We start from the raw sequence: 24,397 nt of genomic DNA on the forward strand, positions 1-24,397 counted from the left end.
TTCTATCCCTCCAGAAATTGATTGATAACTTCTTCCTGTATAAAAGTTTTGTTGAGAAATGATTGATCAAAATACAGCTGAATGACTTCCAGATCAGCTGAAGCTTTTTCTGTTGAAAAAATCTTACCGGGAGAAAGAATAGCGATCATAGTCGGGCCAAGTTCAAAACTATGATGCCCGATTGTGATCTAAGTAAGTCCTTTTAAACATAGCAAAACAATGTCGTCATTATTCTTTTGCGGAACTACAGCCAGAAACTGACTGGGATCTTTTGTGTAAAGGATATCTGAATTCATTTTAAGTTTTATTGAAGATTCATCCACTCTTCATAAGAAAGTACTCCCAATTCCGGCTTACTTTCTCCTTCCAGAATGGAAATAAACTCAAGCTGATTACCATCCGGATCATTAAAATAAATAGCCAATGCAGGCATCCACGCAAATACCATAGGTTCTATACTACCGTTTTTCAAAAAATTATAAGGCTTTAAATTTTTATTCTCTAAAAACTTTACGGAATAATTCAAAATGTCTTCCTTAGTACTGGTAAACGCGAAATGTCTTGTCTGAAGGTTTTCTTTCTGCTCCCATAATCCAAGCATAAACTCCTTTCCTTCTCCAATCCAAAGAAATGCAATAGGTCTTGTTTCATCTCTATGTGCCAATTTCAACCCCAATACTTCAGTATAAAACTGAATTCCTTTTTCTAAATCACTTACCTGAACATGGGTTTCGTATAATCCTTTAATCATAGCTTTAATTTTAATACCACAAAGCTAGAAAACACTCGTATAACAGCCTTGTAATACCGATTTCTTTCATGAAAATGAATGATAGATAAAAGATAAAAGATAAAAGATAAAAGATAAAAGATAAAAGATAAAAGATAAAAGATAAAAGATCTTGCCGTTAAACAACAATTATGCATCAGGATATCAACATCAATAGAGGCGGGCTTTAGCCCGGCTTTTTTGTAAACATAAATTATTTATTAGGATATCAACATCAATAGGGGCGGGCCTTAGCCCGACCAAACAATAAACCATCAAATTCCATTGGCTTTAGCCAAAACTTAAAATCGGCCTTATCAGCAACATCTGAGAGATCTTCAAATCCTTCATCAACCCCGCTTGAAATAAAAAGTAATTTTTTTTCAAAAAAATAATCTACGCAAAAAGACTGCGTAATACTGTTCTTACTTTGCATCAGAAATCAGAGAGGAAGCAAAACTCTTCCCATGTTTAACACTAAAAACAGTAACTCATGAAATTTAACTTTCTAAGAAAAGAAAAAATAGTGGTAACCAACCACGAAGGTGCAAAAGCTTATGTAATGACACCTGCAGAAGAATTGTACAGTGCTGTAGTGACAACAGGACTGTCAGATATTACGTATGAAAAAGGAAATGACAGATTAGAGAGAATACAATCTCTGATTCAGAAAAACGATCCGGAATTTGTTGCAAAACTTGCTGTATATGCCAGAAAAGATATGCATCTACGTTCTATTCCATTAGTTTTGGCCACAGAATTAGCGAAGGAAACTTCTGGTAACGGTCTGGTGAGCAAAACGGTAGATGGCGTGGTTCAGAGAGCAGATGAAATTACAGAATTGTTAGCGTATTATCAGCTTGCTAATGAAAGAACGGAGACCAAAAAATTGAATAGACTGTCCAAGCAGATCCAGAAAGGTCTGGCAAAGTCTTTCAATAAATTTGATGAATATCAGTTTGCTAAATACAACAGAAAAGGAGAAGTAACCTTAAAAGACGCTTTGTTTCTTGTACATCCAAAAGCAAAAGATGAAAACCAACAGTCCATTTTCAACAAGATTGTAAATGATATTTTGGAAACCCCTTATACATGGGAAGTAGAACTTTCAGTATTGGGTCAGAAAAAGTTTGTAAACGAAGCTGAAAAGAAACAGGCTTTCAAAAGCAAATGGGAAGAACTGATCTTCAGTAATAAACTGGGATATATGGCTACTTTACGAAACCTAAGAAATATTCTTGAAGCCGGAGTATCTCCAGAGGCAATGAGTAAGGTTTGTAATTATTTGTCAGATGAAAGAGCAGTGCGCAATTCAAAACAATTGCCATTTCGTTTCCTGGCTGCGTATAGAGAATTGAAAAAGATTGATTCTCCTTATCTATCCTCTGTTTGGAATGCATTAGAAGAAGCAGTAGTGGTAAGCGCACAGAATATCAAAGGTTTTGGGTTCAATACTTCGGTAGTGATTGCGGCAGACGTTTCAGGTTCTATGCAGAAATCAGTTTCTCCTAGGAGTAAAGTATTATTATATGATATTGGTTTGCTGATGTCTATGATCCTGCAGTCGAAGTGTCAGAATGTGACTACAGGAATCTTTGGTGACCGATGGCTGCGTGTTGCGATGCCAAAACAAGGCATTTTGAACAATGTAGATGCCTTCTACAAAAGGGAAGGTGAAGTAGGATATTCTACGAATGGTTACCTGGTGATCGAAGATTTGATCAAAAGAAAAGAAATCGTAGATAAAGTAATGTTGTTTACCGATACACAACTGTGGGATAGCAGCGGAAGAGGAAACTCTTTTGAAGATACATGGAGTAAGTATAAATCGATGGCTCCCTAAAGCTAAACTTTATATTTTTGATTTGGCAGGATACGGCAGACAGCCTATTGATGTTAAAAGAAATGATGTATACCTTATTGCAGGCTGGTCAGACAAGATTTTCGATGTATTGAATGCCTTAGAAGACCAAAAATCAGCCATAGAAATGATTGAAAAAGTAGTGCTGTAAAAGGCACTGCTACTTCAGTTATCCTTAATTCCTAAAAAATAAACCCATGAAGATTATCAATAAATATCCCGTGTTTGTAAATGTTGTACGGATAGGGAAAGAATCTTTTCAATTCAAATTTAAGAAATCATTATGCTTTGATGAAGGAGAGGATTTTTTTGTAGTCAATTTTCATGGGTTAAAGATTCATCAGGATGCTGAAGAATGTATTAAATCTATAAAAAATGACCATCTGAATATGGATTCAGTCATTACGATTGATGGCAATACCATGGAGATCTTTACAGGGAGCTTTGAAGAATCCCTTTGGGGCGATTGGTGTACAAGCTTTTCTCCATTTGAATTTGAAAGGTATGATACCATGTATGTTCAAAAAGAACTAAAGGATTGGGAGGATGAATTATTATTAACCGTTAGAATGCAGGTTCTGGAAAAAATACGTCAGCATGTAATGAGCCCTGAATTTAGAAATAAGATACATGAGTATTGCACAGATGATATACTGAAGATAGGCTTGGAACCAATGCAACGGGAAACATTAACAGATGTTCTGGAAAAAATTAACAAGCTTAATGCCTGGGATTATTATGAAGTATTTGTCCGAAAAGGAAGATTTGATATCAGTTAAATTATACCCAATTCATTATAATTAAAATGGAAAAAATCGTAGAAGATCTTACCCATCTCTGTATATGCTCTGTTTGCGGAGCCCCTGATTGTGGTGCCGAATATGCATTGTGGACAGAATTTGAAGGCCAAAAAGAATATGTAACTTTTGGTGGTGATAGTTTCGGAAGCTACCTTAATTATTGGTATTATGAAGGAATTCCTTTCTGTGAATACAGACAATTGCCCGAGTTTGTAAGGCATTACACAGAGTACATAGGATGGCGTGACCATGAAACCGAAGAAATAAAAGCTGATGATTTTCTGAGAACTTTAGAATCCATAAAGAATAGCCAAAAGGCAGATCAGGATTTTGAAGAATATTATTATCCTGTTTTTAAAAGATTCGTGGAAAATGTTATCCAAAAAGGAGGTAAGCTATTTATAGAAATTTAAAAACAAAATAAGCCTTATAAAAATTAGTATATTAGGAGCTTATTCCCGCTTTCCGCTATATCTTTTTCGCCTGCCTTAGGGCAATTCAGAAAAAGGATGCCACTGCAATCGGGGCTAGAAAATGCAGAGATATATTATGATAGAGCTTATTAACACCATTGAAATTAATCCTTTAAAATATTCCAAAGAAGACTTTGAATTACCGGAAGCCGTTGAGTATCCTGATCCGGAAGAGTATTTTTTGAAACTGACAGAAACAGCATCACGGCTTACCCTTAATTTTAATGGGATTCAGAAAGGTTCCAATCTGGTAGATATTGAAACCATTGATGATGAAAGTTTACAAATGATTGTAGCTGGAAAACTTAGTGAAGTAGAATTTGAAGACCCTGATGAAAATGGTTTTGTATTATCTTTTGATGGTGGAATTGTATTGAAAAAAGATGATGAAGTTCTTATTCAGCCAAGCTGCTGTGGAGATATGGAAAATATTGAAAACTGGGAGAAAGTTATAGATAACAGATCTTTCGGATGGGCAGAAATGTGGATCGGACATCCCTGGGTTTTGTATAAAAGAGAAAATGGAGTCATCAGTTTTTCAGATTATACAGAAGCTAATATTAATGAGGTGAAAAATGTAAAAATAAAATTTGAAGTTGATGAATCAGAATTTCAAAATGAATTGGGAAAAGTGATCCAACATCAGATCCGTTTTAAAAATAGAATTTTAGATATTTTGAAGAAAATGAATATCAACAATGCCGAGGTAATTTCAAAACACATGTCCGGTATTGAATAAAAAGATACAACCATGGAAAAGCTGTTTGATAGAATAGAACAAGATTTGAAAGAAGGAAAAAAGAAAAAAGCTTGTGACAGATTAAGAAATTTAATCAACCAGTTTCCAAATGATCTTTCTTTGAGAACTAGATTAGGCCAGATTTATTATAACGCAGGATTTCTTGATGAAGCCGGAAAGTTCTGGATTTTATCTGAACCTGAAAATGAGGAAATGGAAAAAGCTGTTGCGCTCTACAGAAAGACATTAAGCAATTCTGGAAATGCTATTTTAAAAGATATTGTCTTCAGAGGAAATAAAACTCTCCTTAATGAATATGCCGTGAATATTTTGGCTGAACTTGAGAAAGATAGCCTCAATAAAACAAAACATATCCCTGATTTTAAACCTAAAAACAGAGAGAGCAGCAATTATCCAAAGTCGGAAGCCAAAACAGGATTTCTAAATACTTTAATGTTCATAATGTTGATCGTATTTCTGATATCGCTTCCTATTTTAGGGATTTTCAAACTTTTTGAGTTGATAAAATCATTATTTTCCTATTAAAAAATAAACTACGTAAAAAGGATGCGTACTTACTATGTAATTTTGCAGTATAAATATTACCGGTGTCGTAAGAAAGATTTACTTCGATTCCAAAACTGACAGTGTCTTTCACCAAGTTATCCGGTAAAAATAAACCAATGCCGTAGCTAAGAGTTTCATCGTCAACTTCCAATTGAAACCATTAATTACTCTTATGATTTTTTGCTTGGTTTTTATAAAAAAAATGAACTGCGTAAAAAGAATGCGCAGTAACCAGATAAATTTGTAACATCAACTAATAACCATGAATAATTATAAACCAGATCTTAAAGAAGCAGTGTATTGAGGTTAATACTCAATACTCATGAAAAAAATTAAAACTTTAAGACAAAAATTCGGAATCAATGAATATGAATGGATTGATTTCCCGAAGAAAATTTCCGGGGTACAGATTTCCAGATTCCAATACGGAAACGATTTAGGATGTTCGTATTGTTTTCCACACGGATTAGAAGTGGTGAACGCAAAATATACCAAGTTTCAGCGAAACTGGAAGAAATTCAGAAGAACCCAATGGAAAAATTAAAAGCAAGTGCCGTAAAACAGAACTACTTCGTGGGGTAACAGAGGTATAGGTTCAAGTCCTGTTCTGCGAAAGCAGATGGTATAAAGATAGCACGCCGTTAATACGAGTCTGTTTAGCTGATTGCCTTGCTGTTTTTGATTATCATTTTGTAATCATATTTGAAACGAATACAAATGGAAAGCAAAAAAAGTATAAATCAAGTGTCGTTTAGGAATCATACTTCGACCACATCATTAGGTTATAGGTTCAATTCCTGTCATTCTTGTTGTAAACGGGATGTAGCTCAAAAATAGGATAGAGCAAATGAAAGAAAGGATTCCATACTTTTACCTTGATTATAATAAGAGTGCCGTAGAAAAGGCTTACTTCGGTTTATTTGGTTCAACTCCAGAAGATCATGAAAATGATCTGTAAATGTCTTTTCAAAATTTGCCTCTTTTTATTTTTAAAATTAATAACAATGGATATACCAATTAATCTGACTGAATTTTTATACTGGGTCAAAGAACGTACAGAAAAAATATGGTCTGTAGATGATGAGAATTGTCTCAATGGATTTTACGGTGCCAAATGGCAAGGCCTTTCAGATGAACAGATTAACGAGATCGAGTATAAGTATGAAGTTCGGTTTACACCAGAGCATCGGGAGTTTTTAAAAATCCTTCATGCTATTGATAAAAAAGAAATTGTTGAATATGAAGATGAGGGAGAACTGATTATAGAAGAAAGTACATTCTTCTATAATTGGCTTGCTGATGAAAAGGAAGTTGCGGAAATAATAAAAGGCTCTTATAATTGGATGAAGCACGATGTTGATGAAAAAAGTCAGGTTTGGCTGAAGTCATGGGGGATAAAACCCGCATCTTTGGATAGGAGAATAGAAATTTTTGAAGAATGGTTTTCTCATGTTCCGGCTCTTTTACCTTTAAGAGGTTTCCGATATATTGTAAGTGATGAAAATCTTAAATGGAAGCCAATTATTTCAATGGGGTCTTCTGATATTATTGTTATGGGCTGGGATTTCAGAACTTATTTATTAAATGAGCTAAGGAATCATCTTGATATTCATATCGAAGTCTTTGATGAAGAAGACCAAATGTTTTATCCGGAACTTATTGATGAGGTTCAGCAAATATTTGATGAAAATTTTAAATATGATGAAACCAAAGATATTCCTTTTCTGAAAGAAAGAATTCTTTATTTGTCTTCTGGTTGGAGTAGTTTTGGTTTAATGGATTACCCTGAAAATGCCAGAGTTCATCCTATCTATATTGCTGAAGAAGAAAAATAAAAACAAACAAGTGCCGTAGAATAGTGCTACTTCATTCATCACGACGGGGACACGGGTTCGAGTCCCGTCTCTTCCACTCAAAACAAAGGAAGAGTAGCTCAGCTGGTTAGAGCACGACATCACTATTTGCCTGTCGCCTTGTTTTATTATTAAAAAATAAATATTTACAAAAAATTAAATAAACGAAGCCAAAAGCAGGGAGGAGGAAATAATCTTTGTATCGTAATTTTCTAAAAAGTCCGACAAGTTATTCTTTCAGACTTTAACAACTTCCTTTCTTCCCACTTCAAGCTTCCTTTCTAAATGATAAGTGTCGTTAGAAAAAACTTCATCGTACCTATTGGGGAGGAATAGCGAAGTCGGTCACTCCGGCAAGGCTATCCGGTTCGACTCCGGCATACGTGTGCCCCGGGTTTTTCTTACTATTACCTTATAAAAAAAGCCGATATATTATTTATCGGCTTTTTTTATAGCTTGATCCAGCTCTTCCTCAAACATGAGTTTCCATTTGGAAAGAGTAGTTCTGCTTATCTTATATTTTTTAGACATATAACTGGTAGAATGGCCATGCTTCTTTTGATACTCAAGAAGTTTAAGCATCGTTTTTTTGTCGTACGTTTTAAGTTTTTGATTGTTTCTTTGGCTTTCCTTAGAAGGTTTGAAAAGCCTGTCATTGAATTTCAGAACATCTTCACTGGTATCCAGCTTTCCAAGAAGTTCCTTTATTTTAGGATCTTTTAATTTATCAGGATACTCCATTTTGAGCATGTCCATGTATATCTTCTTATAATTGGGACGCATCTCTTATTAATTTATCCGTTAATGTCAGTTTTCTGAAGCCACCTATGAAGTGTACTTTTAGGAATAGAATACTCCTTAATAACTTCACTTTGAGTCATCTCCCCTGAAAGAATTCTTTTCATAATGAATTCCTTAATTTCCTGAGTATAAATGTTTTTTCTGAAGTAAGGGATCTTGTCAGATTTTTGCTGATTTTTGTTGGCTGCTGCAGGCGGAGCATATAAAATCAAGTGTGAACTGTAGAGCCTGAAAAAATCATATTCTAATAGTTTACTCCATCTTAAAAGAAGATCCACATCTATTGATCTATTGTTGTACATTCCTTCTACAGTATCTTCATCTCTATCCAGGAACTTACATATCCTCTCCATGGTTATTTCGCTTTCATCAACCCTCTCCTTAATAAACTTTCCAATATGGATTTCTTTGTATAACATTTTTATTTAATATTATCTATATTATTAAAACTTATGCATAAGAAAACGCAAAACAGGCAATATATATTATTCTATCATTACAGAATGTAATTCACTTATTTTTGAAATCAGAAAATGCAGGATACATTCAAAATTTTGAATTCCTTAATGCGACTTATAAAGTCTTTGGAAATAGGTTAGGACAGCTTAATCTTAAATGGATATTTTAGGTATAGGCTTTATTTCCAACGGGTAATCGCTCCTCTTCTGTTTCAAACTTCTTTTTTCTACCATTTGTGTAAATAATATATAGCCTATTAAACTTGTTTCATGCAATTCTATTTACGTTAAGCTTTTGTGTTGAAAGGTTGTATGTGTATTGACAACCAGTTTTTTACGTTTAGAATATCTTGTTTAGTACCAAATAATCTGCTTAATTGTTTTCAAATTTAAACAAAAATTAAAAGCGAAGACAAGGAGAAATATAAAAAAGTTTGTTTATGGACTAATTTTAATTAAAATTAACATATTATTTGAACGGAAGTGTGAATTATTCTAAATAAAAGTAGTATAAAGAGGCAAAAGAGAAAATTGTATAGCATTCAATAAGTATTTACCTTTGCATTTCAATGAAAAATACTATCAGCTTATTCGATTTTTCGAAGAAAATAAATTATAAAAATGAACTATTGGCAGGCTTTACGGTTGCCATGACCATGATTCCCGAGTCTCTTTCATTTGCGATTCTGGCAGGATTATCTCCACTTACCGGATTGTATGCTGCTTGTCTAATGGGATTGGTAACGGCTGTTTTGGGAGGCCGCCCGGGGATGGTTTCTGGAGGAGCCGGAGCAACCATTGTTGTTTTAATTGCACTCATAAAATCTCACGGCATCGAATATCTCTTTGCTACCGTAGCTTTGGCTGGAATCCTTCAAATACTTGTTGGAGTTTTTAAATTAGGAAAATTTGTAAGACTCATTCCACAACCGGTTATGTACGGATTCCTGAACGGATTGGCGATCATTATTTTTATGGCGCAGGTTGAGCAGTTTAAAATTACAGATGCTAATGGAGTTGTAAATTGGCTTCAGGGAATGCCTTTGTATATCATGGGAGGTTTAACGGTGCTTACTATTACGGTTGTCTACTTTTTTCCAAAACTTACAAAAGCTGTTCCTGCATCTTTAGTAGCGATTATTGTTGTATTTGCCATTGTTCTTGGGTTTAATATTCCCACGAAAACAGTAGCAGATATCGCCCATATCAGTGGAAATCTTCCAAGTTTTCATATACCACAGATTCCTTTCACTCTGGAGACCCTGCAGATTATTTTTCCCTATGCCTTAATTATGGCTGGTGTAGGTCTTATCGAATCATTGTTAACTTTATCGATGGTGGATGAGATAACCAATTCTAAAGGAAGTGCCAACAAAGAATCAGTAGCACAAGGATTAGCTAATATTAGCAACGGTTTTTTCGGTGGAATGGGAGGATGTGCAATGGTTGCCCAAACTTTGGTAAACCTTAATGCAGGCTCTAGAGCACGACTATCAGGAATTATCGCTTCTATCATGATCTTATTGATTATTTTGTTTGGAGCCCCTATTATTGAGAAAATTCCGATGGCGGCCTTAGTAGGAGTAATGATGATGGTTTCTATCAGTACCTTTCAGTGGGTTTCTATCAGAATTGTGAATAAAATGCCGAAATCAGACATATTTGTAGGAATTACTGTTGCTTTAATTACCGTGGTTCTGCATAATCTTGCCCTTGCTGTTTTGGTAGGAGTGATTATTTCTGCTTTAGTTTTTGCCTGGGATAATGCCAAGAGGATTCGTGCCAAAAAATATATTGATGAAAATGGAGTTAAACATTATGAGATATATGGGCCATTATTTTTTGGTTCTGCAACAGCCTTTGCAGATAAATTTGATCCAATAAATGATCCTGAGCAAGTGGTGGTAGACTTTAAGGAAAGTCGAATCGTAGATATGAGTGCCATCGATGCAGTAGATAAATTATCAAAACGATATAAACAACAAGGGAAAATAGTATTACTTCGCCACCTTAGTGAAGACTGCCGCAAAATGTTGAAAACTGCTGAAGCTGTAGTAGAAGTTAATATTCAGGAAGACCCTAGCTATAAGGTGATGCCGGAAAAGTAGGGTATAAATCAATAAGTGAATTTTGCTTTGCAAGTGAATCGTGAATTTTTTGAAATATAGTTGAAACTAACAAGCGAAGCGAATTGACTATTCACTATTCACAACAAGAAATACTTAAAACTCACACAAGGACTGTAAGATAAATCTACAGTCCTTATTTTTTACCATTTCTTCTCTCAAATCATAAAATATCTTAAAACAGAGAGGTAAAGTTATGCAGTAATGATAAAAATTTTATCTTTGGGAAGATATAGAGAATTAAACACTTTTTGATGATTAATAAATTTTAAATCTTTTTCAAGAAGCTAAATAAAACTTTTAACTTAAAACATATTGAAAACAGATATCGACATTCATAACCACTGTCATTTTTCTTTTGACTTGTGGCTCACCCTAATCAAATCTCACCCTGAATTTAAAGCAAAAAGAGTTGAGCTGTTCTCCTCATTTTTTAATGTGGACGCTCCGATTGAAGTGGTTGCAAGAACTGTAAAATATTATGATGATCTTTGCAATACCATTAACGAAGTTACAGGAGGAAATATAGACACTTTCGAGATTTATCTGATGATTCTGGGAGCATTGAATGTAGATGTAAAGCTTTTAAACAAAGAAAAGCTGAATGAGTTTTATGTAAAAAGCGAAGAACTGTTTCTTGAGTATAAACCTGTTGTCATTTTTGAAAATATTCATGATTTTTTTGATGAAATTAAAAATCAGGGAAAAACCATCAATATTCTGAGTAATACAGGATTTATCAAAGGAAAAACCATGAGAAAGTTTCTGATTCATGAAAATCTGGATCAGTATATTGATTTCCATATTTATTCTGACGAAATCAACTGTTCAAAACCGAACCCACTTATTTTTCAGGAAGTGAAAAATAATCTTAAAGATCAGGATCTTCCACTAAGCCAGATTCTACACATTGGTGACAATCCGGTTGCCGATTATAAAGGAGCAAAAGACTTTGGGTTCAGCGCACATTTACTTAAACACTAACCATAAACATGAACAAAAGATACAGCTTACACCACATTCATTCAGCAGATGAGTTTACTTTCTCACCGGCAGAATACAGCTATTTCAAGTATGGCGATAAGTCGTATGCTGAAAAATTTGCAAAAGAATTATTCGACGGATTTATTTCCGAAAACGAAGAACTTTTAAATACAGATAAAGAGATTGTAGTGCTTCCAAGCCCTTATATGGCCATTCCTACGGCTTCCAATTTCTTATGTTTTTACTTTAAAAAACATTTGGATTATTATTTGTTTCAAAAAGAGAAAAAGTCAAGTATTTTATCAAAAATCAATAGAAATCATACCTATATCACAGATTATGGAAACCTTAATTTTGAGGATCGTAAAAATCTGATTGCCAATGATACTTATTACATTGATAAAGACTTTTTAAGGGGAAAACTTTGTATTTTTATAGACGATATAAAAATTACAGGAAGTCACGAGTTTACAGTGAACAGAATCCTGGATGAATATGATGTGGAAGCAGACTTCATATTCCTGTATTATGCTGAACTGATGAACTTTGATCTGGATCCTAAAATTGAAAACTTTTTCAATTATTATGCAGTGAAAAACGTAAAACATATTGCAGAAGTAATGAATAAATTCAGTTTTCAGTTCAATACAAGGATTGTAAAATATATTTTAGGCTTAGATTCAAGTAATTTTGATTATCTTACGTCTAAAGTAAAAAAAGAACAGATGGATCTCCTGCTGGAGCTGGCCATTAGCAACAATTATCATTTAATAAAAGAATATAAAAATAACATCAATACTTTAACACAAACGGAATTATATTATGGCTATTAACTTACAAAAAGGACAAAGAGAAAACATCAACGCACCTAAATTCACTGTAGGTTTAGGATGGGATATTAATAATACTTCTACAGGAACAGCATTTGACCTTGACGCTTCTTTATTTTTGTTAGGTGATGACAAAAAATTAGTTTCAGATAATCACTTTATTTTTTATAATAATCTTGAGTCTCCGGACAAAGCAGTAATCCACACTGGTGATAACCTTACAGGAGAAGGATCAGGTGATGATGAGCAGATCAAAATTGATCTTACAAAAATTGACGATTCTGTAAAGGAAATTACGGTTGTAGTAACGATTCACGATGCAGACACAAGAAGACAAAACTTTGGACAGGTAAGAAATTCTTTCATCAGAATTTTCAATACAGATACGAATGAAGAGATCTTAAAATACGAATTGGATGAAGATTTCTCAATCGAAACTGCAGTAGAATTCGGAAGAATCTATAACAGAAACGGAGAATGGAAATTTGAGGCTGTAGGAGCAGGACAGAGAGACGGCCTTGAGAAATTTGTATCAATTTATCAGAAGTAATCATGGACAATCAAGAAAATCAACCTATAGATCCGCTAGGATCAATTGAACCTCTTAGAACATTTGAACCTACACCAATGGTTCCGCCAACACCGGCTCAGCCTGCTCAAAATGTAGCACCAGCAGTGCTTGTAGATAGAGAGGGGAATGTAAATTTAACACAGTTGCCATCAGAAGACCGCCAGAAATATGAAATTTTGGCGAACTCTATTGATGAAGCTAATCCAGGATCCATTGTTAATTTTGGAGCAGAACTTCAGAAAACATTAACCAATCAGAGTGATAGCTTCTTAGGAAATGTAAGAAGATCAAACTCAGGAGAAGTGGGAGGGCTTATCAATGATCTTTTGGTAGAGCTGAACTATGTAGACGTAGAAGAGCTTAACACAAACAAAGTAAAAAGCTTTTTGAGTAAGTTACCATTCATGAAGAAGGTAATCACTCAGGTGGAAAACCTGTTTACAAAATATGATAAAATCATTAACAATATTGAGCAGATCTCCTATAAAGTAAATGCAGGAATCATTACTTCTACAAAGGATAACGCAGTTCTTCAGACGATTTTTGAAAGCAATGTAAATTCTATCAAACAAATTGAAGAACTTGTGATTGCTGGAAATATTAGAATGGAAAGAGCGGCTGTCGAGTTAGCTCAGATGGAAACTGCTCCACAGAATTTCCAGGACTATCAGATTGCCGATAAGAGAGATTTCATTGCAAGATTAGATAGAAGAATGGCTGATCTTAAAGTGGTACGTGTGATCATGATGCAGTCACTTCCTCAGATTAGATTGGTTCAGAATAACAACGTTTCTATTGCAGAAAAAGCGCAAACTATTCTTACCACTACACTTCCTTTATGGAAAAATCAGCTTTCGCTTGCCGTTGCGATGTACAGACAGCAGCAGAGTATTGAAATTCAGCAGAAAGTATCTTCTACTACAGAAGAAATTTTGAGAAAGAATGCAGAGCGTCTTGGTCAAAACTCAGTGAATGTAGCGAGAGCTAATGAACAGACCATTGTATCTGTAGAAACATTAAGAGAAACAACTTCAATGTTGATCAATACATTAAATGAAGTGAAACAGATTCAGAAACAAGGAGCTGACAACAGAAGAAAACTGGATCAGGATCTTCAGACATTGGAGCACGAATTGAAAGCAAATGTCAGAGGTTAATTTTTAGGGTACTAAGGTGGGGGAAGATGCAGCAACCATATTGTCACAAAGCAGAAGAAGGTTAACAAGACTTAAGCTTCTTGCTAATTTTTTTGAACATATTGACATAATATCAATTTACATCAAAACAGATATTATCCACAATTTGTTCCAGGAAAATACGGCTCTGGATTACAATAAGCTGGAACTTTTTCACCTGCAGTATACCGACAGTCTTATCGAACTTTTGACGAAGATAAAAAGACAAAAGGAAAATGATATGCTGGCGGTTCTTAATGAAATTGACATCAACAATAAATATATTTCAGGTTTTGAAGAAAGGCAGGTAGACAATTTTCAGACAGATAGGAAAATGTACAGCGGTATATTCTCTCAACATTTGAAGGCTTTGTATAAAGATCTTACAGAAGATATTTTCACTGCCAATTGGGAGAATGTATTGTATTTCCATAAAAAATATGCTAAAGAATTTTATAGGACAGAAGCTGATGAATCTCTGCTGAAATCTGAAAACTTTCCGGCATATCAATATAGAGATTATTCTATTGAAAGAAAATTATTGGGAAGGCTGAATATACAAGGATTTAAAGTCCGTTTTGTATGTGGTTATCAGATTGGAACCCATGAATATGAGCTTTTCAAAATCTTTCAGACGGATGATCATTTTATTTTCAGTGTGGATGATAAAAAGCTTTATCTTTTTGATAAAGAACTGGATAAACTGGATGTTTCTGAAAATCAATCGAATCAGAGTACCATTATTGATCAACTGAAAAATAAAAATGAGCAGCTGGAAAATAATATGAATGAGAGGAAGCGAAACTTACCTCCGGAGGTAGAAGCTGTGCTGAAAGATTATCTAAGAAACCTTGAGAATATTGATATTATGAGCAAAATATTTGCCTTTGATGAAGAAACAAATATTCTGCGGGCAATGCTTAATTTAAACCTGAATAATCAGTAAAAACAAAATTTGAAAAAGCGGATGATATTTCGCAAAAATGTAAATAACAACTAAACATAAAGAAATGGCTATCAACTTACAAAAAGGTCAGAGAATCAACCTTAAAAAAGAAAACGGAGCTGAACTTTCCCAGGCATGTGTTGGAATCAACTGGGGAGCAATTGAAAAAAAAGGACTATTCGGAACTAAAAAAGAAGCAGTAGACTTAGACGGAAGCTGTATTTTATACGATTCAAATAAAAATGTAACGGAAGTAATCTATTTTGGAAACCTGAAATCCAAAAATGGCTCTGTAAGACACAGTGGAGACGATCTTACAGGTGACGTAAACGGTGATGACGGATTAGACAACGAGGTGATTACTGTAGATTTCAGCAACCTTGAACCTAATGTAGATCATGTGGCAATGGTATTGAACAGCTATAGAGGTCAGGATTTCGGAACAATTCCTTTTGCGTCTATCCGTATTTATGAAGGAACTCCAACGAATGTAAAAGAAGTTTTTGCTAAATATGATATTGCAAATGATGCTTCTTTCAAAGGACATGTTGCGATGGTAATGGGAGTTTTCTACAGAAGAAACGGAGAATGGAAATTCAATGCCATTGGAGATCCAACTGCTGATAGAAAACTGGAGCAGACGATTCAAACGGTTCAGATGAATTATTTATAATCGGTTATCAATCAAAAAATAAATAAAATAGCAATAGTTGTACTTTGTACATCTGTTGCTTTTATCATATAATAACACATTAGTCAAGTGGAAAAACATCAAAGTATTTTAGAACTGCACCCAGGTCTGGTGTGGGGATTTGCGATAACGGTTGTTATCATGCTGCTCCTGGACTTAGGAGTCTTCAATAAAAAAAGTCATGAGGTATCATCCAAGGAAGCTACGATCTGGACTGTTGTGTGGATTTCATTATCCATGATCTTTTCAGGAGTGGTTTACTGGGTTTTCAATACAGACGGAACTCCGGAAAGCCATGCCATAGCAGTAGAGAAATTTACCCAATACCAAGCAGCGTATTGGATTGAAAAAGCCCTCTCTGTGGATAATTTATTCGTATTTATCCTTGTTTTCGGATTCTTTAAAGTACCGAAATTTCTTCACCATAAGGTTCTCTTTTGGGGGATTATCGGAGCACTGATCTTCAGAGCCATATTTATTTTTGCAGGAGTAGGATTAATTAATCTTACTTATCTTCCTGAAATGGACATTTTCGGAACTCCAGTGAAGATTAATATTGTGATGGCCTTATTTGGTTTATTCCTTGTGTATGCCGGGATTAAATCGTGGGGCGGAGGAGACGATGACGACGACGAAGATTATAGCAATACAGCGGGAGCTAAGCTGATTAAAAGCTTCTGGAAAGTTTCTGATAATTATGATGGAGATAAGTTCTTCACTATTCAGAACGGGATTAAAATGGCAACACCGTTATTAGTCGTAGTTGGAGTTATCGAATTTACGGACGTTCTTTTTGCAGTTGATTCTATTCCGGCAATCTTTGCCATTTCAGACGATCCGTTTATCCTTTATACATCAAATATCTTTGCTATTCTGGGATTAAGATCATTATATTTCCTATTAGCGAACTTTATTCACATGTTCAGCAAACTTCCATACGGTTTGGCAGTTATTCTGACATTTATCGGAGTTAAAATGTTGATTGCACCATGGTATCACATTTCATCACCGGTTTCATTAGGAATTGTAGGTGGAGTATTGGTAATTTCAGTTATTCTATCCATTATGTTCCCTGATAAAGAAGAGGAAAAAGAAAAGTTAGAAGACTAAGTTTCTAGTATATATAAACGATTGCCCCTGAGAATTAATCTTGGGGGCTTTTTTGTGGGAAAGAGAGGAGGGAAGATGGAGGCTGGAAGAAGGAAGTTCTTGCAGTCGAAAGAATAATTGTTCTGTATTTTAATGGGAGGAGGATTTTGATAGGGTTGGAAGATGGAGGCGGGAAGAAGGAAGTTCTTGCAGTCGAAAGAGTAATTGTTCTGTATTTTAATGGGATGAGCATTTTGATAGGGTTGGAAGATGGAGGCGGGAAGAAGGAAGTTCTTGCAGTCGAAAGAGTAATTGTTCTGTATTTTAATGGGATGAGGATCTTGATAAAGTTGGAAGATTGAGGCGGGAAGAAGGAAGTTCTTGTAGTCGAAAGAATAGCTGATCTGTAATGTATTGGAATTAGCATAATAAGAATATGGAAAGTTATCAAGAAAACAAACAGTACCTCTATCTTCCATCTTCTTTCTAAAAAATGCAATAGACAGACAGGTTTGTCTGTTGTGTTTTTTCTCCTATATTTGTAACGTAAAACAAAAGTAATATGAAGTCACCAAGAGAAAGAATTATAGAAATCACATTCAATTTGTTTGCAAAACAGGGATATAATTCTACGGGAATTAACCAGATTATTTCTGAAGCAGAAGTGGCTAAGGCAAGCTTTTATCTTCATTTCAAGTCAAAGGAAGATCTATGTGTTGAATTTCTGAACGTCAGACATGAATATTGGTTTAATGAGCTTCATACATTTTCTGCCCAATCAAAAGATCTGCATTCAAAGGTTATCAATGCTTTTGATTTCCTGATCTATATGAATGAAAAAGAAAGTTTCAGAGGCTGCAGTTTTTTGAATATTTTATCTGAAATCCCTATGGATAATATAAAAATTCTGAAGGTGATCCGGTCTCATAAATCAGATCTTAGGAATTACTTTTTAGAATTGATACAAGATGAAACCCTTTCTGATCATGTCTATATGCTTTTTGAAAGCAGTATTATAGAAAGTCAACTCTTTAAATCAAATGAATTGATAGAGAAATCAAAAAAAATAGTCAACAATTTAATCCCTTAAACAATGGAACAGAAACATCCGCTTCCGCCTTTCACTCTTGAAACAGCGAAGCAAAAAATTCAAATGGCAGAAGATGCCTGGAATAGCCAGGATCCTGAAAAAGTTTCCAAAGCTTATACAATAGACAGTGAATGGAGAAACAGAGATACATTTGTGAACGGTAGAGAAGAAATTGTTGTATTTCTTCAGAAGAAATGGGAAAAAGAACTCAATTATAAACTGAGGAAAGAATATTGGGCACACACAGAAAATCGCATTGCCGTTCGTTTTGAGTATGAATATCAAACCAAAGATGGGAATTGGTTCAGAGCCTATGGAAATGAAAACTGGGAATTTGATGAGAATGGTTTGATGGCAAAAAGATATGCTAGCATTAATGATCTTGCAATAAAAGAAGAAGAGCGCAAGTTCAGGTAAAAAGAATAAAAATCTGCATAATCTATGAAAGTTCTAATTTTTCCATTATCATATTCTATGGGTCTGTGTGGTTAAAAATCTCAAACCGCATAGACACATAGCTTTTATGGGTAAATAAAACAATTTGTACATTCGTGGCATCTTTAACATCAGTATTTGTGTTTATAATTCAACTTTCTTTCCGTGTAAAAGCGTATTGATTTTCCTCCTTGTCTGTACTGAAACTTTATAAGCTCCCTCTCTCAGTTTTTGAATTTTTCCTACAGGATGAAAGATTGCTTTGCTTTCAAAAGGGTTAAAAGAAAGAAGCTCATTGCTGCAATCACGAGGATCCAATAAAGCGCCTTGCTCTATTTTGACCTCACCAATTTTAATGTATGGTGAATTCTTCCATTCTACATTGAGTTTATTGATAGGCTGATCTTTCAGATTATAGCAAAGTTGAATCAAAACATCTGCAGCAAAATCATTATTCTGAAAATAATTTTTTAAAGCCTTTTTCGTGTTTTGCCTTTTGTCCATATTCTTATTAACAGACTTTGGATGAAGTTTTATTTTCATCATATAATCTCCCAGGCGATAAGCCCCTACAGAATGATAATCGAAAGAAAGGATAAAATCATTTCTCTTACTAAACAATTTAAATGCATTCCTGATAAATGAACCCGTTAAAACGGATGGAATTACTTTGACGATTTGCACTATCAAAGAAAACAGGCTGCTCCAGCTTTTGATATAAGATTCATTAATGGCTGTGAATAGTTTTAAAAAGGTAGAAACAGAATTAACCGGGAATAGGGGAAAGTTCACCAATGGATAATTGGAGAGCAGATGATTGTTTTCATCCCTGATTTGTACGGCAAAACCATAAGCTGGGATATCCCTTTTTGAGTTTTTAATCTTCATCTGTGCATTGGAAAGCCTTATGAGTAAATTAAATTTCTCACTATCAAAAAAAGGCTTCAAAAACTCTGGAATAGACGAGTCTACCCAAAATGTTCCTTTGGCCACTGTATATGTTTTTGCATGAGCGTTTCTTGTCGCATAATTGACATCACTAATGGAAGAGGATTGTTCAACAAAATCTGCAATCGATTTTTTATTGATTTCAAGAAGCTTTTTTTCCTCTTCATTAAGCTCATCAAACTTCTTATTATATAATATCGGATTTGGCATTTAGTTTTTAAATCCAATTATAACGCCAAGTTTCGAAATTTGTGTTAAGAGATTATTACAATTATCTGAATTTTAAGTATGCCTAATAAAAGGAGAAGAAGACAAGATGATGTAAAAATGTATTCTTTTTAAATTACATTATTTAATGCATTGATAATGAGTTGTTAATGTGATTTTGTAAATGTTTTAAAAGGAGAATTTTAGTATGAATTTGAAGATTGTTTAATAAGCTAAACTTTAGATCCCTGTCTTTCCGTTTCCATCTTCCAACTCCAAAAAAGCCTTATCTTTGTAAAAAATTATAATATGGGAGTAGCAGATTTGTTATTTAAGCGTAAAAAAGAATTAGCCGAAAAAAATCTTAAAGACGGTAAAGAATATATGGAAGAGTATGGTAAGAGAGAAAGTGTTGTTCAATTACCAAGCGGCTTACAATATGAAATTATCACTGAAGGAGAGGGTGCAAAACCAGGGCCTAAATCTACTGTAAAATGCCATTATCATGGAACGACCATTACCGGAAAGGTTTTTGATAGCTCTGTAAAAAGAGGTACTCCAGCATCTTTCCCTTTAAATAGAGTTATTTCAGGTTGGACAGAAGCTCTTCAGCTAATGCCTGTTGGAAGTAAATGGAGACTGATTATTCCACCACATTTAGCATACGGAGATCAGGAGATCAGTAAAGAGATCGGGCCTAACAGTACTCTTATTTTTGAAGTAGAATTACTGAGTATTAAATAATCCAGCTTAAAAATAGATTAAAAAATTACCTGATTTCAGGTAATTTTTTTTATTTGTACTATATTCGTATAGATGAATTATATTGAAATTGGAGATGATTTCTGAAAATAATTCAGCTACTGCACAAAAAATTAGTTTGCATGAAAAAGCTACTTTCCCTCTTTATTGCTTTTGGTCTGCTTACTTCTTGTGTTTCCAAGAAGAACCAGCTCATTCAGCAGAACATACTTACCTTAAAGGACAGCTATTGTAAAGCTCCCTTTAAGTATAATTATAGTAATAAAGTTCCGTCTTACAATTCCGATTCTATTTTAACAGCAAACAATGAGTTGAAAGGAATGTTTTCTGACCAGAGTATTCTCATCTTAAATGCATTGGATAACCTGGATGAAGTTCACAAGATTATTGATCTTAAAAAAGATTCATCTCTGGCTTCTCAGGTTAAAATTCTACAGCTTAAAACTAAAATTAACAGCAGAATTACAATTGCTTTAACGGAATTGGATGCCGTCGCCGCAGAATTTGATTGCGAAGGGGAAAGAGTAGCACAAATAGGCAATTATGTAGATAATCTTAATTCATCCAGAAATAATAAATTGATATTATATTCAATTATTGCCGGAGCAGCTTCATCCATTGCCGGTGGAATTGTGAAAAGTGATGGCTGGGATAATGCTATTGGTATTGGAGGGGGTATTTTGGGAGCAGGATTCGGTTTGGCCACCCTTAATCCGAAAGGAAAAAAAGTTGAATTTATTCACCAAAGAAACCTTTTAAGAGACATCTGGCGAGGGAAACTAGAATCTCCAAATTTTCCACCGTTTATATGGTACATGTATACTGAGAAAAAGTTTTCCAATAGAGAAGAACGATCCATTATTGGAAACATGAAAGAAAGGTGGCTGCATTATCAATTTGATGATAATAAAACAGCAGCAGATCAATCGGTGATTTTCAGTGATGGCGGATATTACAGAGCAGATGACCTTCATAACAGAGCGGCTATGCTCAATCAGATGCAGTCGGCAACAAGAACAATCAATCAGAATATTAATTATTTACTGCTGGATCTGGATAAATTAATCCTTTAAGAAAAAATTAACTGTAATATATTTTGTTACAATTAAAATTTGTGTATCTTTGCAGAGTAATTACAATGAATAATACAAGATTTGCTACGGCAATACATATCATGACCTTATTGGCGAAAAGTCCTCAGGAGTGGCTCACTTCTGATTGGATTGCTGGGAGTATCAATGTAAATCCTGTCATTGTACGTAAAGAGATCAGTGTATTAAAAGAAGCGGGTTTAATTATCAGCAGACAAGGAAAAGAAGGGGGGAGCCAGCTTGCAAAAGACGCTGAAAATATTACAATTTCTGAGATTTACAGATCCGTAAAGAATACAGAAGTATTAGGAAAAAAAAATCAAAATCCTAATCCTGCCTGTAGTGTAGGAAAAGAAATTAATAGTCATTTAAATACATTATTTGAAGAGACCGATCAGTTGGTAAGTCAGTTTTTAGGAGACAAATCTTTGCAAAAATTCGCAGATCAGTTCGAATAAAATTTTTTACCTATAAATGTAACAAAAATTATTACAATTTAAATAAATATAAAACATTATGAAAAAAGTAGCAGTAATCGGTGCAACCGGATTTGTAGGAGCACACATCGTAACAGAATTGGCAGACAGAGGATATGCCGTTGAAGCTTTAGTAAGAGACGCGTCAAAGGTAAAAACACAGGAAAATGTAATAGCAAAAAGCGTAGATGTAAACAATGTAGAAGAATTAGCTGAAGCTTTAAAAGGAAGTGATGCCGTAATCAGCGCATTCAATGCAGGATGGACAAATCCTAACCTTTACAACGACTTTTTGAATGGTTCTGAAAATATTCAAAAAGCAGTAGAAGAATCAGGAGTAAAAAGATTAATTGTTGTAGGAGGAGCTGGAAGTCTTTACACACCAGATAATGTTCAGATCGTAGACACTCCGGATTTTCCAGATGCGTATAAACCGGGAGCAACTGCTGCCAGAGACTATTTAAACAAGATTAAAGAAAATAATACTTTAGATTGGACTTTCTTCAGCCCGGCAGTGGAAATGAATCAGGCTAACGTGGGATCAAGAACTGGAAAATACAGAACATCATTGGAAACTCCTGTATTCGATGCAGAGGGAAGAAGCCGTCTTTCAGTAGAAGATGTAGCAGTAGCTTTGGTTGATGAACTTGAGCAGAACAACCACATTCGCGAACGTTTCACTGCAGCTTATTAATCTAAAAAGAACAAAATGTTAAAAAGAAAGTTATTATCATTAATGACCATTTTAGGTTTCATTAGCGTATTTGCAGGAAACCTGAAAGTAAAAGTATACAATCCCGGAACCAAGGCTATTTTTCCAATTACGTCTACCATTATTTATGGAGATAAAGATGCTATGCTTATTGATGCTCAGTTTCAAAAGCAATATGCAGAGCAATTGGTAAAAGAAATAAAAGCAACGGGCAAAAATCTAAAAACGGTTTTTATATCCCATAGTGATCCGGATTTCTATTTTGGATTGGATGTTATTAAAAAAGCTTTTCCTAACGTAAGAATTATTTCTACAGCACAGACGGCTTATCTTATTTCCGCTTCAAAAGATGATAAAATGGCTGTTTGGAAGCCACAGTTAAAAGCAGATGCTCCATCGGAAATCATTATTCCGGAAGCTGTTACTTCAATCCCTGATCTTGAAGGAAACAAAATTGAAATCAAACAAAATCCTGAAGATCCGGCACACAGCTTTCTTTGGATTCCATCCATTGAAACGATTGCAGGAGGAATTTCAGTTTCCATAAATTCACATCTTTGGATGGCAGATACTCAGAATGTAAAAGCTATTGACCAATGGATTGGGCAGATTGCTGCAATGAGCTCTCTAAGACCTCAGCAGGTTATTCCCTCACATTTTGCAAAACAGTCTTTGTCTCCAGCATCTCTGGATTTCGTAAAAGCATATCTTGAAGATTACAAGAAAGCCGTTACTGAAAATAAAACTTCATCTTCCATTGTAAACTTTATGGTAAAGAGATTTCCGAATCTTCCCGGAAAAGATGAATTGGAAATGGGGGTAAAGGTTTTCTTAGGCGAAATGGATTGGGATTTAAAATCACCATATCCGGCCATCGGACACAAAGTTGAAGTTGATTTTGGAACAGTAAAATTCCTTTTGGATTTTAAAGACAATAAAACAATGACATTTACCGGAACTGAGGGTAGCTCAAAAAACAGTACAGATACTGTAGAGTATACGGCAGTAGAAGTGGCAAAGAACATTTTTATGGTGTATTGGCATGAACCTCATCTGGGATTCAATGTAACTCATATTCAGGATTACAACAAAAACATAGTGTATTCTAATATTTCCGGAAAAGACGGTACTTTTACTCATCCGAAGGGGACGCTCAAAATTTTAAAATAAAAGTAATTTTCAAAAAGTGCATACAGTCATATCAAAACCAAAATGCAGAAAAATATGACATCATTAAAACAAAAATAATTTTATCTGATGGTACCAATATTTTGAAATCCTTTTCTAAAGAAGAATTAGAGGAAATTAAAAATATTTATCCTGAAATTGATAGGTTGAATTCGGCTTTAATACATAAAAATTATGATGAAATTCTTGAAATGTTTGATCCTAAATTTAAACCGCAGGATAAATTCTTAAAAGATGGACTTGCTGAAATAGATTCAAAATTGGGCTTTATTGAAAAAATACAATTTCAGGGATTTGAATTTTTTGATGATTCGAATTTAGGTCGTACAGTATTAATTCGGGAAGTAGGCAAAAGAGATACTAAGTTTCCTTTTATCAACCTTGTATTCAATAGAAAGACTAAAAAACTTTTAAATCTTGAATTTCCATAACAGACTTCTGTTGTTTACAGCTTCTGCATAATAAAAATAAAAGGCTGTCCATGATTGGGTAGCCTTATTTTTTATAGATGTCCCGTCCTGAAATAAGTTGACAACTAATCGACTTATTTATGAAACATCAAGGATTAACAAGAGAAAAGCGTACACAAAAGGACTATAGTATAGCCTTTAAATTAAGAATTGTTTCTCAAGTAGAAAACGGCGATTACACTTACAAGCAGGCTCAAAAAGAGTATGGTATTCAGGGAAAGAGTACCGTTTTGGTTTGGTTGCGAAGATATGGTAACTTAGAGTGGAGTAAACCCAAACTTCATA

At 34.4% G+C, this 24,397-nt stretch carries 32 protein-coding genes; 25 read left to right on the top strand and 7 right to left on the bottom strand.

Annotated features, from left to right (window positions below; translation table 11 throughout):
• Window positions 1-2: 2 nt before the first annotated feature.
• The 3 genes from GTR01_RS16885 to GTR01_RS16895 form a co-directional block, all read right to left on the bottom strand.
• Window positions 3-149 carry a hypothetical protein gene (locus tag GTR01_RS16885; RefSeq protein ID WP_160138949.1) on the bottom strand — a complete coding sequence of 49 codons (147 nt, stop codon included), beginning with the start codon at window positions 147-149 and terminating at the stop codon, window positions 3-5.
• Between the two features lie 155 nt (window positions 150-304).
• Window positions 305-751, bottom strand: a complete 447-nt coding sequence (locus GTR01_RS16890) for a VOC family protein (protein ID WP_160138950.1) — start codon at window positions 749-751, stop codon at window positions 305-307.
• 253 nt (window positions 752-1,004) lie between these two features.
• Complete coding sequence (locus tag GTR01_RS16895; RefSeq protein WP_160138951.1) at window positions 1,005-1,205, bottom strand: hypothetical protein; 201 nt, start codon at window positions 1,203-1,205, stop codon at window positions 1,005-1,007.
• A gap of 57 nt (window positions 1,206-1,262) precedes the next feature.
• On the opposite strand from GTR01_RS16895, the gene GTR01_RS16900 reads away from it, so the two are divergent.
• The 8 genes from GTR01_RS16900 (at window position 1,263) to GTR01_RS16930 (ending at window position 7,044) form a co-directional block, all read left to right on the top strand.
• The gene (locus GTR01_RS16900; RefSeq protein WP_228452267.1) at window positions 1,263-2,612 is read left to right on the top strand and encodes a TROVE domain-containing protein; all 1,350 of its coding nucleotides are present in this window, start codon (window positions 1,263-1,265) and stop codon (window positions 2,610-2,612) included.
• 22 nt (window positions 2,613-2,634) lie between these two features.
• The gene (locus GTR01_RS24665; protein ID WP_228452268.1) at window positions 2,635-2,781 is read left to right on the top strand and encodes a hypothetical protein; all 147 of its coding nucleotides are present in this window, start codon (window positions 2,635-2,637) and stop codon (window positions 2,779-2,781) included.
• Window positions 2,782-2,827: 46 nt separating this feature from the next.
• Entirely contained in the window at window positions 2,828-3,409 is a 582-nt protein-coding gene (locus tag GTR01_RS16905; RefSeq protein ID WP_160138952.1) for a hypothetical protein, read from the top strand.
• A 26-nt stretch (window positions 3,410-3,435) separates the two neighbouring features.
• Window positions 3,436-3,843 carry a hypothetical protein gene (locus GTR01_RS16910; RefSeq protein ID WP_160138953.1) on the top strand — a complete coding sequence of 136 codons (408 nt, stop codon included), beginning with the start codon at window positions 3,436-3,438 and terminating at the stop codon, window positions 3,841-3,843.
• Between the two features lie 121 nt (window positions 3,844-3,964).
• The gene (locus tag GTR01_RS16915; protein WP_160138954.1) at window positions 3,965-4,642 is read left to right on the top strand and encodes a hypothetical protein; all 678 of its coding nucleotides are present in this window, start codon (window positions 3,965-3,967) and stop codon (window positions 4,640-4,642) included.
• A 12-nt stretch (window positions 4,643-4,654) separates the two neighbouring features.
• A complete protein-coding gene (locus GTR01_RS16920) occupies window positions 4,655-5,188 on the top strand; it encodes a DUF6584 family protein (RefSeq protein WP_160138955.1) in 534 nt (177 codons plus the stop codon).
• A 343-nt stretch (window positions 5,189-5,531) separates the two neighbouring features.
• Entirely contained in the window at window positions 5,532-5,753 is a 222-nt protein-coding gene (locus tag GTR01_RS16925; protein ID WP_160138956.1) for a phosphate ABC transporter substrate-binding protein, read from the top strand.
• A gap of 460 nt (window positions 5,754-6,213) precedes the next feature.
• The gene (locus tag GTR01_RS16930; protein ID WP_160138957.1) at window positions 6,214-7,044 is read left to right on the top strand and encodes a hypothetical protein; all 831 of its coding nucleotides are present in this window, start codon (window positions 6,214-6,216) and stop codon (window positions 7,042-7,044) included.
• A 450-nt stretch (window positions 7,045-7,494) separates the two neighbouring features.
• On the opposite strand, the gene GTR01_RS16935 is transcribed toward GTR01_RS16930, so the two are convergent.
• Together GTR01_RS16935 and GTR01_RS16940 are read right to left on the bottom strand one after the other, a co-directional pair.
• Window positions 7,495-7,818: a helix-turn-helix domain-containing protein gene (locus GTR01_RS16935; RefSeq protein WP_228452269.1), complete on the bottom strand. Its 324-nt coding sequence runs from the start codon at window positions 7,816-7,818 to the stop codon at window positions 7,495-7,497.
• A 38-nt stretch (window positions 7,819-7,856) separates the two neighbouring features.
• The gene (locus tag GTR01_RS16940) at window positions 7,857-8,282 is read right to left on the bottom strand and encodes a transposase (protein WP_160138959.1); all 426 of its coding nucleotides are present in this window, start codon (window positions 8,280-8,282) and stop codon (window positions 7,857-7,859) included.
• A gap of 608 nt (window positions 8,283-8,890) precedes the next feature.
• On the opposite strand from GTR01_RS16940, the gene GTR01_RS16945 reads away from it, so the two are divergent.
• The 8 genes from GTR01_RS16945 to GTR01_RS16980 all read left to right on the top strand — a co-directional run bounded on the left by GTR01_RS16945 (window position 8,891) and on the right by GTR01_RS16980 (window position 16,754).
• Window positions 8,891-10,429: a SulP family inorganic anion transporter gene (locus GTR01_RS16945; RefSeq protein WP_160138960.1), complete on the top strand. Its 1,539-nt coding sequence runs from the start codon at window positions 8,891-8,893 to the stop codon at window positions 10,427-10,429.
• 333 nt (window positions 10,430-10,762) lie between these two features.
• Window positions 10,763-11,431 carry an HAD family hydrolase gene (locus GTR01_RS16950; RefSeq protein ID WP_160138961.1) on the top strand — a complete coding sequence of 223 codons (669 nt, stop codon included), beginning with the start codon at window positions 10,763-10,765 and terminating at the stop codon, window positions 11,429-11,431.
• A gap of 8 nt (window positions 11,432-11,439) precedes the next feature.
• Window positions 11,440-12,264, top strand: coding sequence for a phosphoribosyltransferase family protein (locus GTR01_RS16955; RefSeq protein WP_160138962.1), 825 nt, complete (start codon window positions 11,440-11,442; stop codon window positions 12,262-12,264).
• A complete protein-coding gene (locus GTR01_RS16960; protein ID WP_160138963.1) occupies window positions 12,254-12,811 on the top strand; it encodes a TerD family protein in 558 nt (185 codons plus the stop codon). The genes GTR01_RS16955 and GTR01_RS16960 overlap by 11 nt, the downstream gene beginning before the upstream one ends.
• A 2-nt stretch (window positions 12,812-12,813) precedes the next feature.
• Window positions 12,814-13,989, top strand: a complete 1,176-nt coding sequence (locus GTR01_RS16965) for a toxic anion resistance protein (RefSeq protein ID WP_185155144.1) — start codon at window positions 12,814-12,816, stop codon at window positions 13,987-13,989.
• Window positions 13,990-14,134: 145 nt separating this feature from the next.
• Window positions 14,135-14,953, top strand: a complete 819-nt coding sequence (locus GTR01_RS16970; RefSeq protein WP_160138964.1) for a hypothetical protein — start codon at window positions 14,135-14,137, stop codon at window positions 14,951-14,953.
• 64 nt (window positions 14,954-15,017) lie between these two features.
• Window positions 15,018-15,626 carry a TerD family protein gene (locus GTR01_RS16975; RefSeq protein WP_160138965.1) on the top strand — a complete coding sequence of 203 codons (609 nt, stop codon included), beginning with the start codon at window positions 15,018-15,020 and terminating at the stop codon, window positions 15,624-15,626.
• A gap of 87 nt (window positions 15,627-15,713) precedes the next feature.
• Window positions 15,714-16,754, top strand: coding sequence for a TerC/Alx family metal homeostasis membrane protein (locus GTR01_RS16980; protein WP_160138966.1), 1,041 nt, complete (start codon window positions 15,714-15,716; stop codon window positions 16,752-16,754).
• Here GTR01_RS16980 and GTR01_RS16985 read toward each other — a convergent pair.
• Window positions 16,751-17,212, bottom strand: coding sequence for a hypothetical protein (locus GTR01_RS16985; RefSeq protein WP_160138967.1), 462 nt, complete (start codon window positions 17,210-17,212; stop codon window positions 16,751-16,753). The two genes, GTR01_RS16980 and GTR01_RS16985, sit on opposite strands and share 4 nt — an antisense overlap.
• Before the next feature lie 83 nt (window positions 17,213-17,295).
• On the opposite strand from GTR01_RS16985, the gene GTR01_RS16990 reads away from it, so the two are divergent.
• Window positions 17,296-17,823, top strand: a complete 528-nt coding sequence (locus GTR01_RS16990; protein WP_160138968.1) for a TetR/AcrR family transcriptional regulator — start codon at window positions 17,296-17,298, stop codon at window positions 17,821-17,823.
• Between the two features lie 3 nt (window positions 17,824-17,826).
• The gene (locus tag GTR01_RS16995; RefSeq protein WP_160138969.1) at window positions 17,827-18,240 is read left to right on the top strand and encodes a DUF1348 family protein; all 414 of its coding nucleotides are present in this window, start codon (window positions 17,827-17,829) and stop codon (window positions 18,238-18,240) included.
• A 162-nt stretch (window positions 18,241-18,402) separates the two neighbouring features.
• On the opposite strand, the gene GTR01_RS17000 is transcribed toward GTR01_RS16995, so the two are convergent.
• Entirely contained in the window at window positions 18,403-19,416 is a 1,014-nt protein-coding gene (locus tag GTR01_RS17000) for a catalase (RefSeq protein WP_160138970.1), read from the bottom strand.
• Window positions 19,417-19,722: 306 nt separating this feature from the next.
• On the opposite strand from GTR01_RS17000, the gene GTR01_RS17005 reads away from it, so the two are divergent.
• The 7 genes from GTR01_RS17005 to GTR01_RS17035 all read left to right on the top strand — a co-directional run.
• Entirely contained in the window at window positions 19,723-20,157 is a 435-nt protein-coding gene (locus GTR01_RS17005) for an FKBP-type peptidyl-prolyl cis-trans isomerase (RefSeq protein WP_160138971.1), read from the top strand.
• Between the two features lie 140 nt (window positions 20,158-20,297).
• Window positions 20,298-21,248, top strand: coding sequence for a hypothetical protein (locus GTR01_RS17010; RefSeq protein WP_160138972.1), 951 nt, complete (start codon window positions 20,298-20,300; stop codon window positions 21,246-21,248).
• 65 nt (window positions 21,249-21,313) lie between these two features.
• The gene (locus GTR01_RS17015) at window positions 21,314-21,724 is read left to right on the top strand and encodes an Rrf2 family transcriptional regulator (protein ID WP_160138973.1); all 411 of its coding nucleotides are present in this window, start codon (window positions 21,314-21,316) and stop codon (window positions 21,722-21,724) included.
• Window positions 21,725-21,782: 58 nt separating this feature from the next.
• On the top strand, window positions 21,783-22,436 hold the full coding sequence (locus GTR01_RS17020) for an NAD(P)-dependent oxidoreductase (protein WP_160138974.1): 654 nt from the start codon (window positions 21,783-21,785) through the stop codon (window positions 22,434-22,436).
• A 15-nt stretch (window positions 22,437-22,451) separates the two neighbouring features.
• Window positions 22,452-23,624 (top strand): MBL fold metallo-hydrolase, encoded by a 1,173-nt coding sequence (locus GTR01_RS17025; protein ID WP_160138975.1) that lies wholly within the window; start codon window positions 22,452-22,454, stop codon window positions 23,622-23,624.
• Between the two features lie 101 nt (window positions 23,625-23,725).
• A complete protein-coding gene (locus GTR01_RS17030; protein ID WP_160138976.1) occupies window positions 23,726-24,073 on the top strand; it encodes a hypothetical protein in 348 nt (115 codons plus the stop codon).
• Window positions 24,074-24,192: 119 nt separating this feature from the next.
• On the top strand, window positions 24,193-24,397 hold a 205-nt coding region (locus tag GTR01_RS17035; protein ID WP_160138977.1), incomplete at its 3' end, for a helix-turn-helix domain-containing protein.

The organism is Chryseobacterium sp. c4a (genome assembly GCF_009900745.1).
Classification (GTDB): domain Bacteria; phylum Bacteroidota; class Bacteroidia; order Flavobacteriales; family Weeksellaceae; genus Chryseobacterium.